The organism is Mycobacterium appelbergii (assembly GCF_032883035.1).
Classification (GTDB): domain Bacteria; phylum Actinomycetota; class Actinomycetes; order Mycobacteriales; family Mycobacteriaceae; genus Mycobacterium; species Mycobacterium appelbergii.
Genome location: NZ_JAMQTH010000011.1, coordinates 37,488 through 52,779, shown reverse-complemented (window position 1 = coordinate 52,779; position 15,292 = coordinate 37,488). Strand labels below are relative to the sequence as shown.

At 65.0% G+C, this 15,292-nt stretch carries 14 protein-coding genes; 3 read left to right on the top strand and 11 right to left on the bottom strand.

The window, feature by feature from the left end; all coding sequences use genetic code 11:
• Positions 1-21: 21 nt before the first annotated feature.
• From M1247_RS24040 to M1247_RS23990, 11 genes are all read right to left on the bottom strand, one after another.
• Positions 22-1,557: a serine/threonine-protein kinase gene (locus M1247_RS24040; RefSeq protein ID WP_317158915.1), complete on the bottom strand. Its 1,536-nt coding sequence runs from the start codon at positions 1,555-1,557 to the stop codon at positions 22-24.
• Positions 1,558-1,650: 93 nt separating this feature from the next.
• A complete protein-coding gene (gene fmdA, locus M1247_RS24035) occupies positions 1,651-2,907 on the bottom strand; it encodes a formamidase (protein WP_317158914.1) in 1,257 nt (418 codons plus the stop codon).
• A 12-nt stretch (positions 2,908-2,919) separates the two neighbouring features.
• The gene (locus M1247_RS24030) at positions 2,920-3,153 is read right to left on the bottom strand and encodes a zinc ribbon domain-containing protein (protein ID WP_317158913.1); all 234 of its coding nucleotides are present in this window, start codon (positions 3,151-3,153) and stop codon (positions 2,920-2,922) included.
• A 218-nt stretch (positions 3,154-3,371) separates the two neighbouring features.
• Positions 3,372-4,574: a PucR family transcriptional regulator gene (locus tag M1247_RS24025; RefSeq protein ID WP_317158912.1), complete on the bottom strand. Its 1,203-nt coding sequence runs from the start codon at positions 4,572-4,574 to the stop codon at positions 3,372-3,374.
• Positions 4,575-4,631: 57 nt separating this feature from the next.
• Positions 4,632-5,573: a PDR/VanB family oxidoreductase gene (locus tag M1247_RS24020; RefSeq protein ID WP_317158911.1), complete on the bottom strand. Its 942-nt coding sequence runs from the start codon at positions 5,571-5,573 to the stop codon at positions 4,632-4,634.
• Between the two features lie 4 nt (positions 5,574-5,577).
• The gene (locus tag M1247_RS24015; RefSeq protein ID WP_317158910.1) at positions 5,578-6,624 is read right to left on the bottom strand and encodes a Rieske 2Fe-2S domain-containing protein; all 1,047 of its coding nucleotides are present in this window, start codon (positions 6,622-6,624) and stop codon (positions 5,578-5,580) included.
• A gap of 13 nt (positions 6,625-6,637) precedes the next feature.
• Complete coding sequence (locus M1247_RS24010; RefSeq protein WP_317158909.1) at positions 6,638-7,525, bottom strand: polysaccharide deacetylase family protein; 888 nt, start codon at positions 7,523-7,525, stop codon at positions 6,638-6,640.
• Positions 7,522-8,484 carry an agmatinase gene (gene speB, locus M1247_RS24005; RefSeq protein ID WP_317158908.1) on the bottom strand — a complete coding sequence of 321 codons (963 nt, stop codon included), beginning with the start codon at positions 8,482-8,484 and terminating at the stop codon, positions 7,522-7,524. Before speB ends, M1247_RS24010 begins: the two co-directional genes overlap by 4 nt.
• Positions 8,485-8,496: 12 nt before the next feature.
• Positions 8,497-9,195, bottom strand: coding sequence for an SDR family NAD(P)-dependent oxidoreductase (locus M1247_RS24000; protein ID WP_317158907.1), 699 nt, complete (start codon positions 9,193-9,195; stop codon positions 8,497-8,499).
• Between the two features lies 1 nt (position 9,196).
• Positions 9,197-9,898 (bottom strand): SDR family NAD(P)-dependent oxidoreductase, encoded by a 702-nt coding sequence (locus tag M1247_RS23995; protein ID WP_317158906.1) that lies wholly within the window; start codon positions 9,896-9,898, stop codon positions 9,197-9,199.
• Positions 9,895-11,352 (bottom strand): APC family permease, encoded by a 1,458-nt coding sequence (locus M1247_RS23990; RefSeq protein WP_317158905.1) that lies wholly within the window; start codon positions 11,350-11,352, stop codon positions 9,895-9,897. The genes M1247_RS23995 and M1247_RS23990 overlap by 4 nt, the downstream gene beginning before the upstream one ends.
• Before the next feature lie 210 nt (positions 11,353-11,562).
• On the opposite strand from M1247_RS23990, the gene M1247_RS23985 reads away from it, so the two are divergent.
• Genes M1247_RS23985 through M1247_RS23975 form a run of 3 tightly spaced genes read left to right on the top strand, consistent with a single transcriptional unit; the run spans position 11,563 to position 15,291 of the window.
• Positions 11,563-13,485 carry an ABC transporter ATP-binding protein/permease gene (locus M1247_RS23985; protein WP_317158904.1) on the top strand — a complete coding sequence of 641 codons (1,923 nt, stop codon included), beginning with the start codon at positions 11,563-11,565 and terminating at the stop codon, positions 13,483-13,485.
• Between the two features lie 15 nt (positions 13,486-13,500).
• Positions 13,501-14,514 (top strand): acetamidase/formamidase family protein, encoded by a 1,014-nt coding sequence (locus M1247_RS23980; protein ID WP_317158903.1) that lies wholly within the window; start codon positions 13,501-13,503, stop codon positions 14,512-14,514.
• 15 nt (positions 14,515-14,529) lie between these two features.
• Positions 14,530-15,291: an SDR family NAD(P)-dependent oxidoreductase gene (locus M1247_RS23975; protein ID WP_317158902.1), complete on the top strand. Its 762-nt coding sequence runs from the start codon at positions 14,530-14,532 to the stop codon at positions 15,289-15,291.
• Position 15,292: the final 1 nt, after the last annotated feature.

The window sequence follows — 15,292 nt, the reverse complement described above, 5'->3', positions numbered from 1 at the left end:
GGCGCGCGCGCTACTCAGGCACTACGGCAACGCCGGCTCCGACGAGTCGACGTGCCCGTTGCTCATGATGGTCAGATTGTCCGGGCTCACCTCGTAGCGTGCACCGTCGGCCGGGTTGACGGCCACGAATCCGTCGCCTGAGCGCACCGCCTCGGCGATCTGGAGATTCGCGCCGTCGCTGAGCCGCTCGCCGCGGTAAGAGAAACTGTTCGGCCCCGACTGGCAGATCACCGCAAGCGACGTCGCCGTCCGGATCATCACCGCAGGCGAACTGCCGGACTCACACCGCGCGGTATGCCCGACGAAGCCCTGCGCGTCGGTCCCGCTCGGCGCTTCCACCGTCGTGGTGGGCGTGGTCGTCGACTCCGTGGACGGTTCACTCGTGCTGCTGGCGTCCGGAGGCACCGCCAACGGGGTGTCGCGGGTCGAACCGTCGTTGTCGCCGCCGCTGGCCAGAATCGACGCCAGCACCGCGGCGATGCCGAACAGCGCGACCGTCGCCACCGCCAACATCAGCTGGGTTCGACTGAACCGCCGCTTCCGTGGCGGCGGCTCGGGGGCTCGGACCGGCGGTGGTGGCGGCGGTGGTGACGGCGGGTACGGGGTGTAGCCGGTGTGCTCCGGGTTCGGGTACACCGACGAGAACTCGCGGGTGCTGGGAGGCGGTGGGTTGGGGTGCGGTGCCGTCGCCACCAGCGGCGGGGCCGACGACGACGCGGCGCCCGTGGCGGCCTGCCTGGCGGTCTTGGCCAGTTCGCCGGCCGTTCCGAACCGGTCGGAGGGGTCCTTGGCCATGCCCCGCGCGATGACGTCGTCGAATGCACGCGGGATTCCTCGTCGCATGATGCTCGGCCGGGGCGGCGGCGAGAACATGTGGGCGCTCATCAGCGCCCGCAGATCACCCGACTCGTACGGTGGCCGACCGGTCAGCGACTCGTACAGCAGGCACGTCAGCGCGTAGATGTCCGCAGGCGGTCCGACCGGTTCGCCCGAGAACCGCTCCGGGGCCATGTACGCACTCGATCCGATCACCATCCCGGTCATCGTCACGCTGGCCTCACCGCCGACGTGAGCGATACCGAAATCGACCAGATAGGCGAAGTCGTCACCGGTCAGCAGAACATTCTCGGGCTTGATGTCACGATGCACCAGGCCGTCGGCGTGCGCGGCATCCAGCGCGGAGGCCACCTGGGTGACGATCGACGTGGCACGTCCCAGCTCGAGCGGTCCGCTGGTCTGCAAGAGGTCCTTGACGCTCGCACCTTCCACCAGACGCATGTCGATGAAGAGCACGCCCCCGATGTCACCGAAGTCGTGCACCGGGATCACGTGCGGTTCCTGCAGCCGCGCCGCCACGCGGGACTCCCGCCGGAACCGCGCCTGGAAGCTCGGATCGGCGGCCATCTCCGGACGAAGCAGTTTGACCGCGACCATCCGCTCTCTGACCGTGTCGTAGGCGCGGTAGACCTCACCCATTCCGCCCACACCGATGAGCGACCTCAGCTCGTAGGGCCCGAACCGGGTTCCGAGACGCGGGGCGCCGTGGGGGGAAGCCATGCCACGATCCTTTCAGCCGACCGGGAGTTATCGGTGACGAGGATAGATTCGTTTCGTCCCGGCCCGCTGAAACCGCTGCTGCCTGCCCTTCCGTCAGTCGAACGCCGAGTGCGGGGCGCCGATGCCCGGATCGATCCGGACCGGCCCCGCGGCCGACGGTGCCACCGGGAAGTCGAAGATGGCCGTCGGCAGGTACACCGTCGCGCACGCGTTGGGAATGTCCACCACACCCGACAGGCGTCCTTCGATGGGTGCCGCGCCGAGCAGGAGATAGGCCTGTTCGGGGGCGTAGCCGAACTTCGTGAGGTAATCGATCGCGTGCAGGCAGGCCCGTTGATAAGCCAAATGCGAATCCAGATAACGCTGCTCGCCCTCGAGGGTCACCGAGGTGCCGGAGAACGCCAACCATTCGGAGTACTGCGGGTCGGTGTTGCCCGGCATGAAGATCGCGTTCTCGCTCACCCCGTAGGTGTCCATCCCGCCGGGGATGACATCGACCCGCAAATCGATGAAGCCACCCATCTCGATGGCACCGCAGAAGGTGATCTCACCGTCCCCCTGCGAGAAGTGCAGGTCACCGACCGAGAGGTTGGCCCCGTCGACGAACACCGGATAGAAGATGCGGCTGCCCTTGGTCAGGTTCTTGATGTCCTGGTTACCACCGTTCTCCCGCGGCGGCGCGGTGCGGGCGGCTTCGGCGGCCGCCTTGCTGAAGGCATCGCCGGTCAATCCGCCGAGGATCGCGTCGTTGGGTTCGGGCGGCAGCGCCAGCGGCGGCACCCGGTCCGGATCCGTGGCGATCAGCGCGGCCTCACGGGTGTTCCAGGTCGACAGCAACTTCGTCGACGGCGCGGTCCCCATCAACCCGGGATGGACGATGCCGGTGAACTCCACGTTCGGGACGTGGCGCGAAGTCGCCTTCTGACCCGAGAAATCCCAGATCGCCTTGTAGGCATCGGGGAACTGTTCGGTGAGGAAGCCGCCACCATTGAGTTTGGGGAAGATGCCGGTGTAGCCCCAGCCCTGACCGGCCAGCGGCCCGGAATCCTCCTGCGGAATCGGCCCGACATCGAGGATGTCCACGATGAGGAGGTCGCCGGGCTTGGCACCTTCGACGGCGATCGGACCGGACAGGACGTGCACAGTGGTCAACGGCGCGTTCAGAATGTCGTCGGCGGAGTCGTCGTTGAGGATCGCACCGTCGAACCACTCGCGACAGTGCACGCGAAACGAGTCACCCTTCTTGACGGTCACCGCGGCAGGGATGTCGGGATGCCACCGGTTGTGGCCCAGCTTCTCCTGGTCGGTGAACTTCTTGGTCGAATCGAGCGGAAATACGACATCGGGCATTGCGGAACTCCTTCAGGCTCGGGGAAGTTTCTGATGAAGCGGATTGGTGGTGACCTTCTGGACCTGCTGCCGCCGCGTCGACGGTGGTGACCCGGTCACCACGGCGGGGCGATCTGCCGTCGCACGCGTCGCATCCTGTAATGCCATGGCGGTGCCGCCGGAGCGGCCGAGATGCGGGGCGGCGATCGTCCTGCGCGCGGACCCCGTACAGCCCGGGCATTCGATCACGTCGGGACGTGACTGCATCGAATACAGCTGTTTTGTCGTACCGCAGCCGGAATCGCACCGAAAATCGTAGAGAACCAAGAGGTTTCCTCACTCTCCGGCGAAGTTGCACTGGCGACGAACGCGACATTACCGGCGGCTGCCGGTGCGCGCTGAACTTCGAGAAAAATACTTCCATCTGGAACTTATTGCGGGATACCTGCTGGTGCTGGAACCTGATCACGTTGCAGTGCAGCGGTCTAACGCGTCCCGCCGCGTCGCGGCAACGAGGCAGGCCGGTTCTCCCCCACCCCGTCGCGCATACCCATGTTGTGCGCAGCCCACAGGGCGATGCGGAAATTGATCCGGTCAGTCTCCTCAAGTGGATTGGCACCGGTGAGCTCGGCGATCTTGGCAAGCCGGTTACGCAACGTGTTGACATGCACGTACACCTCGTTGGCGGCTGTAGAGATGTCATTGCGCGGAGACAGGAACGACTCCAGGGAGGCGACGAGGTAGGAGCTGTTGACCTTGTCGTGGTCCACCAACGGCACGATCAGGCGCTGCACGAACGGCACCAGTCGCACTTTCGGGACAGCGGCCAACAAGCCTTCGAGCGTGGCGATCTCGTCGATGTGGACGCTACGCCGCCAGCGGATCGCTTCGTGCAAGGCCTCAAGAGCCTCCGGGATCGCGTGGGCCATCGATTGCGCATCCGAGGCGACCGCCAAACCGCAGACAAGTGTCGATGCCGCCAATTCGGTGGTGAACTCCTCGGTGTGCGCACACAGCGCCACGATTCGATCTTCGAGCAGCGCAACCGTTCCGGAATGCCGGTCCACCACTTCGTGCACTCGGGCGTGGGCATCGGAGGTGAACGCACACACCATCACCGGTGCCTCAGCCAATCCAGCTCTGGCGAGGGCATTCTCTACGGGCCCGACACCCAGCGTGCCGGCCACGAACCAGCGCAGGATCGATCCGAGATCCCGTTCACGCGTTCCTATCTCGCGGTCCGCGGCACGAGTGGATTCGGCCCAGTCAACGATCCGACGAAACGGCACCGCCGCACGCTGGGCGAGCAATGGCAGGTCCAGGTCCTGGCACGCCTTCACGAGAGCGGCGGGAGGTTCGTCGAACAAGTCGCCGAGACCTACGAGCAGTGCCGTGACGCCCTGACCGGTCAACGTGCCGACGTAGCGGCGGATCGCTTCATCGGACTGGTCGGCGACGGGCACACCGACGCTGAGGATCAGCTCGTCTCCCGACAGATACCGTGAAGGGTCCACCAGTTCGGTCGGATACACGTAGCGGATCGCCCGATCTCCGTCGTGGATCTGCGTGACCGTCTCGACGTGAAGGTCCGGCTCGGCGAGCAATTCACGCAGCCGAACGATGCCATCGTGCGGTGGCGCCAAAGCGGGCTCAGTTCTGCCTTCCGCCACCGGCTTGCTCGTGATCATGGGCACTTCGATGCCAGTGCGTTCATGCCTGCGCAGTATAGGACGATTGTTTGGTCCTTACAGGTCGAGCGTGAGCTTGTCGCCACCGAGCGACCGTGACACGCAGATCATCATTGATGCGCCCGCCCGCCGCTCGTCGTCGGTGAGTAGACCGTCGCGATGATCGACTTGACCGGACAGCACCTTCGTTTCACACGTGCCGCAAAAACCGCTGGTACAGGAGAACTCTGTCCCCGGGGCCACTTCCAGCACCGCGTCGAGGACGCTCTTGTCCTTGGGCACAGTGATGGTGATCCCGCTGCGCGCCAACTCTACTTCGAACGCCCCGTCATCGACTCTGGCCACTTCCTCCGTACCCGCGGTGAACCGTTCGAAGTGCAGGTGCAGTTCCGGATGGAGTGCGCTGAGGCGTTGGGCCGCCGCAAGCATGGCGGGCGGTCCGCAGCAGTAGACGTGGGTGCCCGCCGGACTGTTCTCGAAGGCACCGGCCAGATCGGGCAGGCCGGCTTCGTCCTGCGGGACCACTTCGACACCGTCGAGAGAGTCGAGGCGGTCCAGGAAGGCCATCGCTGCTCGACTGCGACCGCCATACAGCAGCCTGAGCCGGGGTGGGTCGGGTTCACCCCGTAGCGCCTCGATCATCGCCAGGATCGGAGTGACCCCGATGCCGCCCGCGACGAACAGATAGTGGTGCGCCGGCGTGAGCGAGAAGTTGTTCCGCGGTGTGCCGACCTCGATGAAATCGCCGATGCGCAGCCCCTGGTGGATTTCGCGGGAACCACCGCGACCGTCGCCGACCAGTAACACCGCAATCGTGTAGGAGTACGGATCATCGTGTCGGCCACACAAGGAGTACTGACGCATCAGGCCCGACGGGAGGGTGACGGTGACGTGGGCGCCGGCTGCCCACTCGGGCAACCGGTCGCCTGCGGGGCTTCGCAACATCACCGATATGACATCTGCGGCTTCGAGCCGCAACTGGGTGACCTGCAGCTTCATGCGCTCATGCGTGGACGCGCCCGTTCTCCGTTTCGGCAACCTCGATCAACCCGCGAGTTTCCTGAATGGTCTGAACCGCGTGCTGGGTCGCGCGCCGATAGTTCAACGTGTAGATGTCGGCCGGTGCCGACGCCTCGAATGCCTGGCCGGCCAGCGGAACTTCTTTCGGGTCAAGGCCTCCCAAGATCGGGGTGTCCTCGTTGAAGACCTTGGTCTCGATCCGCAGGATTTCGTCGACACTTCCGCCCCGGAAGTCCTTGTCCGTGGCCACTCCCCAGAAGATGATGCACTTGTCATAGCTCACCGGCGAGGGAAAGTCGACGAGGTAACGCTTCCCGAGTTCTCCGAAGTCGTACAGGATGGTCGCGATGCCCGGCGCATACGAGTGGTAATTCATCCAGGCGTCCCCGATATCGGAAAAGTCCGAGTCCGGGACCTTTCCGTAGAAGTAGGACGCCCAGACCTCACGCCCTTCGCGTTTGACGTCGAGATCGCCAACAACAGGGTCGACCTCCCCCATCGAATGCTCGTGCACGAACGGAAAATGCGCCATATCACGGAAGTTCTCTGTCGCGGCCATGAACCCACAGTCGGCGTGAATCGGCTCGGCCGCCCGCCACTCGAGCTCCAGATCCTCGATTTCGGGCGGGTTCGGCAGGTCGAAGACCGGGTCACCCAGGCAGGTCCAGACGTGCGCGAACCGTTCGATGACCGGATAGGACTTGATGGCCGCCTTCGGCGGGATCCGTCCCCCCTCGGCCAGCGAGGGGATGTGTCGGCACTGACCGGTGCCGCCGTCGAACTGCCAGCCGTGATAGGGACAGGCAATGTTGGCACCGTCGACGACGCCATCCGCGAGGTTGCCACCCCGATGAATACAGCGTCGGTCAGTCACCCGCGCCGCACCGGAGGCATCGCGGAACACCACAAGTTTGTGATCGAGCAGTTGGGCGGGTTGCGGGGTGCCGATGTCCTCGGAACGGGCCACCACGAACCACACATGCTGGTAAGCCTCCCGAAGCCTATCCGGTGTGAGCGCTTCGTGTTTCATCTTTCGGTTCTCCTTAGTGTTGGGCTGTCGGGCGCAGGACTGGCCGAGTAAAAGTACGGGGCGCGATCTGCTGCTCGCGGACATGGGTGGCGATCTCCGACATGCCGGCCAGCCAGACGTCGTCCATGGCGCGGACCTCGGCGATGAAGTCACGCAGCGCAGCGGCACGACCGGGTCGGCCGCTCAGGAATGGGTGGTTGGTGAGGATCCAGACCCCGCCGATGTCGCGCATGGCGTTGAGTTCGGCTCGCCACAGTTCGATCGCCTTGGCGGGCGTCTCGATCAGTCCCGTGCCGGAGAAGTCGGGGACGAAGCAGTACTGCTGCCAGTCGTCGAGCGCCCAGCTCACCGGCAATTCCACCAGTGATGATCCGTCGCCCACTGCCAACTCATACGGATGGTCGGAGTCCATCAGCGTGGAGTCGTACACAAACCCGAACTCCGCGAGCAACTTCGGTGTGTGCCAGTTCATCTCCCACATCGGCGCGCGGTAGCCCACCGGCCGGACACCGGCCACCTCCTCCAGGGCGCGCAGGCCGCGATCGAGAATGTCACGTTCGGTGTCCTCATCGACTCCGACAAGTGACTCGTGAAGATATCCGTGGTGGGCGATCTCATGCCCGGCAGCAGCGATGGAGCGGATCGGCCCCGGATGTCGGTGAGCGGTGTATCCGGGAACGAAAAAGGTTCCGGGCACCTCGAATTCATCGAGGATACCGAGCAGCCGCGGGATGCCGACGAGCGGGCCGTATGCCTGGTGTGACATCGCGCCCATCCGGTCGGCAAAGGCGGGGTCCGTGGTGAGCAGAGGGGATTCGGCGTCCACGTCGAAGGTGAACGCGACGGCACAGGTCTTGCCGTGCGGCCACGGTACCGGTCCCGCAGGTGTCAGAGTGCTCATTGCTGAACCTTTCTTCCGAAGACGGACAAGAACTCCCAGGTGACATTGGCAGCGGCGACGGCAGTGATCTCGGCGTGATCGTAAGCCGGCGACACCTCGACGACGTCGACAGCGACGAGATTCACGCTGTCCAGCCCACGGACGACTTCGAGTAATTCCCTGCTGGACATCCCGCCGGCCTCGGGTGTGCCGGTCCCCGGTGCATGAGCCGGGTCGAGGACGTCGATGTCGACCGAGACGTACACCGGAGCATCGCCGACACGTTCGCGGATGCGTTCGATGATGCCTGCGGTACCCAGAGCGTCGATATCCCGACAGGTGATGACAGAGAATCCGAAGCCGGCGTCCTCGACAAGGTCCTTGCGATCGTAGATCGACCCCCGGACACCGACGTGCATGTTGCGGTCGAGCAGCAGCCCCTCCTCGAAAGCCCGCCGGAACGGCGACCCGTGGGTGATGTCGGCGCCGTAGTACGAATCCCAGGTGTCGAGATGGGCGTCGAAGTGCACGAGCGCCATCGCACCGTGTACGGAATGCGCCGCCCGCAGCGACGGGAGAGCTACCGAGTGATCACCGCCCAGGACGACCGCGCGTGTGCCGGTGGCCAGTAGCCCAGTCAACTGAGCGGCGATCTGGTCGACCGCCTCGCCGATGTCGAACGGATTGCACGCGAGGTCGCCGGCATCTGCGAACTGACAGACCTCGAAAGGCTTGATGTCCAGCGCGGGGTTGTAGCCCCGGATGAGCCGAGAGGCCTGGCGAATTGCATTGGGTCCGAACCGCGCACCGGGACGGTAGGTGACAGCGCTGTCGAACGGGACACCCACCACGACGACGTCGGCACTGGGCACGTCTTCGAGCCGCGGCAGTCTCGCATACGTCGTCCATCCCGCGTAGCGTGGCTGCACCTGCGGATCGACCGGCCCCACAATGGAGTTGCCGCCGCTTTCGTTGTTCATTGATTACCTTTCCTAGACACGATTTCGGGATAGTCCGCCGTCGGCGTTGATGATCTGACCGACAGCTGCGCCGAGCTGCCGCTGACACAACAGGCCGATGACGCCTGCCACTTGCTCGACGCTTCCGAGGTGTCCGGCCGGCGGTACACCACCGCCGGCATCACATAGCGACCACTCCGACTCGACAGCGCCGACCGCGACGGCGTTCACGCCCACACCGAACGGGCCGAAGTCACGGGTCAACGTTTTGGTCAGCGCGACGATCCCGCCGGCCGCGGCGGCCACGGCAGACAGGTCGGCACCACCGATGTGCCATCGTGAGGTGGTGAGCACAATGCGTCCACCGATACCGTTGCGCCGCATACACTCCGCTGCTGCCTGGGCGTAGAGAAAGCTTCCGGTCAAGGTGGCATTGACGTGATTCCAGAAATCCGTCATCGTCTGCTCGCCCAGTCCGGCAACGTAGGGCAGGCCATGGGCAACCACCAGTGCGTCGATTCCGCCCATCGCCTCCGCGGCCCGACGGACGGCGGATCCCACCTGGACGCCGTCAGCGGGATCGGCAGGCAGCGTGAGTTGTTCGCCGACCGAATCCGTTGCGCGGATCGACGTGCCTACGGTCGTGGCGCCACAGGTGGTGAAATGCGCGCGCACCGCAGCGCCCAACATGGTGTCCACGCCAGTTACGAGAATCCTGGAACTCTGCGGCATATCAGATCACCGTCCCGCTGTTGACGGACAGCACTTCCCCGCACAGAAACAGGTCGTCTTCGAGCAATGCGCGGACCAGCTCGGCGACCTCGCCTGGCAGCGCGATGCGCCGCGCGGGCAAGGTCTGGACGAATCCTTCGGCCCGCTCCCAGGAATCGGGTGGCAGCAGCGGGGTGTCACACGGGCCGGGAGCCACGGCGTTGACCTGGATCCCGTCGCCCGCGACTTCGACCGCGACGCTGCGAAGCAGGCTCAGTGCGGCAGCTTTCGCGGCGGCGTAGTGGGCATCATTGCTGCCGCCTCCGATGGCTCGTTCGGAGGCGATACCGACGATGCGTCCGGTGCCGCGCCGACGCATATCGGGCAGCACGCTGCGGCACACGTGTGCCAATCCACCCACATGTACGCGCAGCATCCGGTCCCACGATTCTTGCGTGATGTCGAGAGCAGTGGTCTCCTCATAGTGTCCGGCGCAGATGACAGCAGCATCGATCGACCCGAAGCTGTTCTGCACGGCGGCAATTGCGTTCGCCACTGCATTCTCGTCGGCCACGTCGGCAACCAACCACATATCGGTGTCCGGTGCGGGCTCGCGCGAGATCGAGGCGACATTCCAGCCGTTGGCGCGCAGCCGGTGTGCGATCGCGGCGCCGATGCCGCTTCCCGCCCCGGTCACCACCGCGGTCGCCGAGGTCGCGTTCATACCGACTCCGTGACTGCGGGAGTCGTTTCCACGGACGCCTCTGGCTGGGGCCTGCCGACCTTACGCACTTTCAGGATCACCGCGCCGACGGCGAGGATCGCGCCCATCGCGACAAAGAACGCCCAGTTGATGTACCACGAGGTCGAAACCGTGCGCGGCCAGACGATGTTGACGAATGCGAAGCCGGCCCACAGCACCGCCAGCATCGCCACCGGCGTACCGAACCTACCCAGATTCCACGGTCCCGGAACCCATTTGCCCCGGAGCCGTGCCACCAACCCGGTCACCAAGGGAAACAAGAACGCCAGGTAATAGCCACCGGCGGTGAAGGTCACCAGAACCGAGTAGACGTCAGTGGCCGAGATCAGATAGACGACGGCGCCGATGACGGTGGTGACCAGAATCGCGCTGACCGGCTGAGCCTCTGACTTGGACAGCTTGGACAAGATCCGCGATCCCGGCAGCACCTTGTCGCGGGCGAACGACCAGATGACGCGGGACGCCGAGGCTTGCAGCGCCAGGAAGCTGGCCAGGAAGCCGATCACAAACGCGAGCAGGATGGGTTTGACCGCCGCATCGCCCAGCGCACTGCGAAGCACATACGTCACCGGGTCGGCTTCTTCGCCGGAGCTGATGCGGCTGAAGTCCGGCACGGCCAGTGTCACGGCCAGTGACGCGTAGGCGATGACCAGGGCGATGAAGGAGACCGAGAACAGCATTGCCTTGGGAACGTTGCGTTGCGGCTCCTTGACTTCTTCGGCGATCGCGCCCGCGCTTTCGAACCCCAGGATCGACCAGCTGGTGAACGCCAGCGCCGCGAGGAATGGCCCCGACAGATACGCCCACGACCATCCGCTGCCGACATCGGCGCCCTGCAGAATCACGTCGAGACCGTGGTGGCGGTGGAAGATCAACAGGTAGGTGCCCAGCCCCAACGACGCGACGATCTCCGCGATGATGCTGGCAGCCATCAGTGCTTTCAACAATCCGCGGCCCAGGACGTTCGCGCCGGTCCCTGCCAGCAGGATCAACAGCGCAATGATGCTCTGCTGCACGGGTGTGGGTGCCTCGACGCCGACCAGCTGGGCAAGGAATCCGGCACCGCCGTAAGCGACGGTGGCCATGATGATCACGAGCGCCCACATGTAGACCCAGCCGGCCAGCCAGCCGGCGATCTCGCCCGCCAGCCGCTTGGTCCACTGGTAGATCGAACCTTCGAACGGCCAGCGGGACACCAGTTCGGAAAAGGCCAGCGCCACAATGAACTGTCCTGCACCGACAATGACGAACGTCCACCAGAAGCCGGGACCAGCGGTCGACAGCGATAGGCCGTAGATCCCGTACATCGCGACGATCGGTGAAATGAACGCGAACGCAAACGCAAACGCCGACCACAGCGAGAACTCTCGCTTCAATTCTGCTGGTGCGGAGTCTGTCTGACTATCTGAGGCCATCTGACCAACCTTTCGCTGCCGCAAGGACACCGAAGTATGGGCACAAAACGTGTCGGCGGACACCGCCGATGGCCAATACCGGGTTGCGAGCACAGGCACACCGCCCCGGACTGTAGGGATCTACAGCCCCGCCGATGCATTTCCCGGCCAAGAGCGATTGTCTGCGGTAGCTTCGCGCTGACCAGTCGGCAAACCGAGGAGTCGGTTCTCGTGAACGAACTCAAGCCGTTCTCACCCTCGATCGACTGGGGCGAGGAGCTACTCCATACGCTGATCTGGCTCGCCGAGGCCTGGGCCATCGCGGCGATCTGCACGGTGGCAACGCTGACATTGCTCGCGAGATACACCACCTGGGGCCGACAGTTCTGGACGGTCACCGGTGCGTACTTCAGCGGCCGGCGCAGCCTCAAAGTGTGGTTGGTGCTGAGCGCGATGTTGATGTCGGTGATCATCGGCGTGCGGCTGTCAGTGCTGTTCAGCTACCAGAGCAACGACCTGTACTCCGCTGCCCAGATCGCCGTGCAGGGCTTCGCCACCGGCGATCAGGTGGTGAAAGACTCAGGTGTGCAGGGGTTTTGGACATCCCTGCTGACTTTTTCACTGCTGGCCGCGATCCTCGTCACTCGCGTGCTGGTCGACCTGTTCATGACGCAACGGTTCATGCTGGCCTGGCGGACGTGGCTGACCGACCGGCTCACCGGTGATTGGCTCGACGGCCGTGCGTACTACCGCACCCGGTTCATCGACAAGACGATCGACAACCCCGATCAGCGCATCCAGTCCGACATCGACGTCTTCACCGCGCTGTCGGGACCCCAGCCCAACACTCCGCACCAGACGAGTAACGGCACCCTGCCCTTCGGCGCGATCTCGTCGATCGTCTCGGTCATCTCGTTCACCTCCATACTGTGGAATCTCTCCGGTGATCTGGTTGTGTTCGGGGTCGAGGTTCCCCGGGCGATGTTCTGGTCGGTGTTCGTCTATGTGGCGTTCGCGACCGTCATCGCCTTCTGGCTCGGCCGGCCGCTCATCCGGCTGTCGTTCAACAACGAAAAGTTCAACGCCGTTTTCCGGTACGCGCTGGTCCGGCTGCGTGACGCCGCCGAATCCGTTGCGCTCTACCGCGGGGAGAAAGCCGAACGTCGCCAACTCCGTGAGCGGTTCGCACCCGTCGTCGCCAACTACAAGCGCTTCGTCAACCGGACCATCGGGTTCACCGGGTGGAACCTGTCGATGAACCACATCATCATCCCGCTGCCCTGGGTGCTGCAGGCGCCGCGGTTGTTCGCCGGCCAGATTCAGCTCGGCGCCGTCACCCAATCGGTGACGGCGTTCGGCGCCATCCAGGACGCGCTGTCGTTCTTCCGCAACTCCTATGACACCTTCGCCGGTTACCGGGCCTCGATCATCCGCCTGCACGGGCTTGTCACCGCCGACCGGCAAAGCCGTGAACTGCCCACGCTGACAGTCGCCGAAAACCGGGACAGCATCGTCGAACTCGACGGTGTCGAGGTGCGCAACCCCGCTGGCGAACAGCTGGTCAGCGGCTTGAACCTGAGCCTTACCGCAGGCAACGCGATGATCGTCACCGGCGAGTCCGGCACAGGCAAGACGACATTGCTGCGCAGCCTGGCCCAACTGTGGCCCTACACCTCCGGCACACTGCGCTGCCCACTCGGCGAGAATGAAACGTTGTTCCTGTCGCAGCTGCCGTACGTTCCGCTCGGGGATCTGCGGACCGTGGTGTCCTACCCCCGGCAATCCGGCGATATCGGCGACCAGGCCCTGCGGGACGCGCTGCTGGCGGTCGCCCTGCCGCGCTACGTCGACCGGTTGTCAGAGGTGGCCGACTGGGCCAAGGTGCTCTCCCCCGGTGAGCAACAGCGCATTGCGTTCGCGCGGGTCCTGCTGACCAAACCCAGGGCGGTGTTCCTCGACGAAGCCACCTCGGCGCTCGACGAGCCGCTGGAATTCATGATCTATGCGCTGGTGCGTCGCGAACTGCCCGATACCGTGTTTGTCAGCGTCACCCATCGCACCACCGTCAACCGTCATCATGAGCAACGCCTGGAACTGCTCGGCGACGGCAGGTGGCGGCTGGAGCCCATCGACATGCCAGAGGTCCCGGCGTAGGTCAAGATGGCTGCCATGGACCACATCACCTTCGTGCCGACGGTAGATCAGCTCAACTACACCTTCGGCGGCGCCGAACCCGTCATGCACATCAAGCCCGGGACCGTGCTGACGTTGTGGACCGAGGACGCCTACGGCGGACGCATCACCAGCCGCGACAGCGTGGCGAGCACCGCACTCGACACCGAGGACCTCAACCCGCAGACCGGCCCGTTCTGGATCGAGGGCGCCGAGCCGGGCGACACCCTGGCGATCCATCTGGTCGACCTCACCCCGGCGCGCAGTTGGGGCGCGTCGACCTTGATTCCGTTCTTCGGCGGCCTCACCAGCATTCCGGTCAGCCCGACGCTGCAGGATCCACTGCCCGAACGAACCTGGATCTACGAATACGACTCCGCCGCAGGCACTGTCGGCTTCTCCGCGCAGGGCAGTAACTTCGAACTGGCCCTGCCTGCCAACCCGATGCTCGGCACGGTCGGGGTGGCGCCCGCACGCCGGGAGGTACGCAGTTCACTGGTGCCCGACGCTTTCGGCGGCAACATGGACACCCCTGAGATGACCGCAGGCGCCACCTGTTATCTGCGGGTCAACGTCGAAGGAGCGTTGTTCTCGCTGGGCGACGGGCACTACCGCCAGGGTGAAGGCGAAGCCTGCGGCACCGCGGTGGAGGGTGCCATGAACGTCACCGCGATCGTCGAGCTGATCAAGGGTGGCGGACCGGCCTGGCCACGGCTGGAGACCGACACCCATTTGATGACGATCGGCTCGGGACGCCCCTTGGAAGAGGCCTGGCGCGCCGGCCAGGTCGAGATGATCCATTGGCTGGGCGAGCTGTACGGGCTGGACCGCCTCGACGCCTACCAGCTGTTGACCCAGATCTCGCAGGTCCCGATCGCCAACGTCGTCGACGCCAACTACAGCGCCGTGACCAAGATCGACAAGCGGTTGCTGCCCGTGGCCCCGGCCTACGGTGGGGTTCACCACGAATTACGCGGTGCCGCAAAAAACCTCGGCGTCATTTCCTACTGATACAAGGGGCTGTACATGGAACTCGGATTGTCGGGCAAGCGTTTCGCGGTCACCGGTGGCACCCGCGGCATCGGCCGCGCGGTCGTCGAAGGACTGCTGACCGAGGGTGCTGTCGTCGCCTACTGCGCACGTACCCCGGAGGCGGTCGCCGAGGCGCAGGCGGAGCTGACCGCCGACGGGGCCACCGCGGTCGGCAGCGCCGTCGACGTGGGTGATGCCGCGGCGGTGGCGCAATGGGTATCGAGCACCGCCGACGCGTTCGGTGGGCTCGACGGGGTCGTCGCGAATGTCAGTGCACTGGCCATTCCCGAGAGCCCGGATAACTGGCGCAGCAGCTTCGAGGTGGACCTGATGGGAACGGTCTCCCTCGTCGACGCCGCGATGCCGCATCTGCTGGCCGGCGGCGCCGGCTCGATCGTCGCCATCTCGAGCGTGTCCGGGCGTGAGATCGACTTCGCCTCCGGCCCGTACGGCACCTTCAAGGCCGCGATCATCCACTACATCCAGGGTCTGGCCTACAACTATGCCGCGAAGGGCGTGCGAGCCAACACGGTGAGCCCGGGCAACACCTACTTTCCCGGTGGGGTGTGGCCGACGATCGAACAGGACGACCCCGAACTGTTCGCGTCCGCGCTCGCGCTCAATCCCACCGGCCGGATGGCCACACCGCAGGAGGTGGCCAACGCCGTCGTATTCCTGAGCAGCTCGGCGGCCAGCTTCATCACCGGGACGAACCTGTTGGTCGACGGCGCGCTGACCCGGGGCGTGCAGTTCTGAC

Bases quoted from the DNA above. Each gene is read 5' to 3' on its own strand.
- M1247_RS23990 (WP_317158905.1), bottom strand. From the start codon at position 11,352: ATGGCCTCAGATAGTCAGACAGACTCCGCACCAGCAGAATTGAAGCGA.
- fmdA (WP_317158914.1), bottom strand. From the start codon at position 2,907: ATGCCCGATGTCGTATTTCCGCTCGATTCGACCAAGAAGTTCACCGAC.
- M1247_RS24015 (WP_317158910.1), bottom strand. From the start codon at position 6,624: ATGAAACACGAAGCGCTCACACCGGATAGGCTTCGGGAGGCTTACCAG.
- speB (WP_317158908.1), bottom strand. From the start codon at position 8,484: ATGAACAACGAAAGCGGCGGCAACTCCATTGTGGGGCCGGTCGATCCG.
- M1247_RS24010 (WP_317158909.1), bottom strand. From the start codon at position 7,525: ATGAGCACTCTGACACCTGCGGGACCGGTACCGTGGCCGCACGGCAAG.
- M1247_RS23975 (WP_317158902.1), top strand. From the start codon at position 14,530: ATGGAACTCGGATTGTCGGGCAAGCGTTTCGCGGTCACCGGTGGCACC.
- M1247_RS24025 (WP_317158912.1), bottom strand. From the start codon at position 4,574: ATGATCACGAGCAAGCCGGTGGCGGAAGGCAGAACTGAGCCCGCTTTG.
- M1247_RS24000 (WP_317158907.1), bottom strand. From the start codon at position 9,195: ATGCCGCAGAGTTCCAGGATTCTCGTAACTGGCGTGGACACCATGTTG.
- M1247_RS23980 (WP_317158903.1), top strand. From the start codon at position 13,501: ATGGACCACATCACCTTCGTGCCGACGGTAGATCAGCTCAACTACACC.
- M1247_RS24030 (WP_317158913.1), bottom strand. From the start codon at position 3,153: ATGCAGTCACGTCCCGACGTGATCGAATGCCCGGGCTGTACGGGGTCC.
- M1247_RS24020 (WP_317158911.1), bottom strand. From the start codon at position 5,573: ATGAAGCTGCAGGTCACCCAGTTGCGGCTCGAAGCCGCAGATGTCATA.
- M1247_RS23995 (WP_317158906.1), bottom strand. From the start codon at position 9,898: ATGAACGCGACCTCGGCGACCGCGGTGGTGACCGGGGCGGGAAGCGGC.
- M1247_RS24040 (WP_317158915.1), bottom strand. From the start codon at position 1,557: ATGGCTTCCCCCCACGGCGCCCCGCGTCTCGGAACCCGGTTCGGGCCC.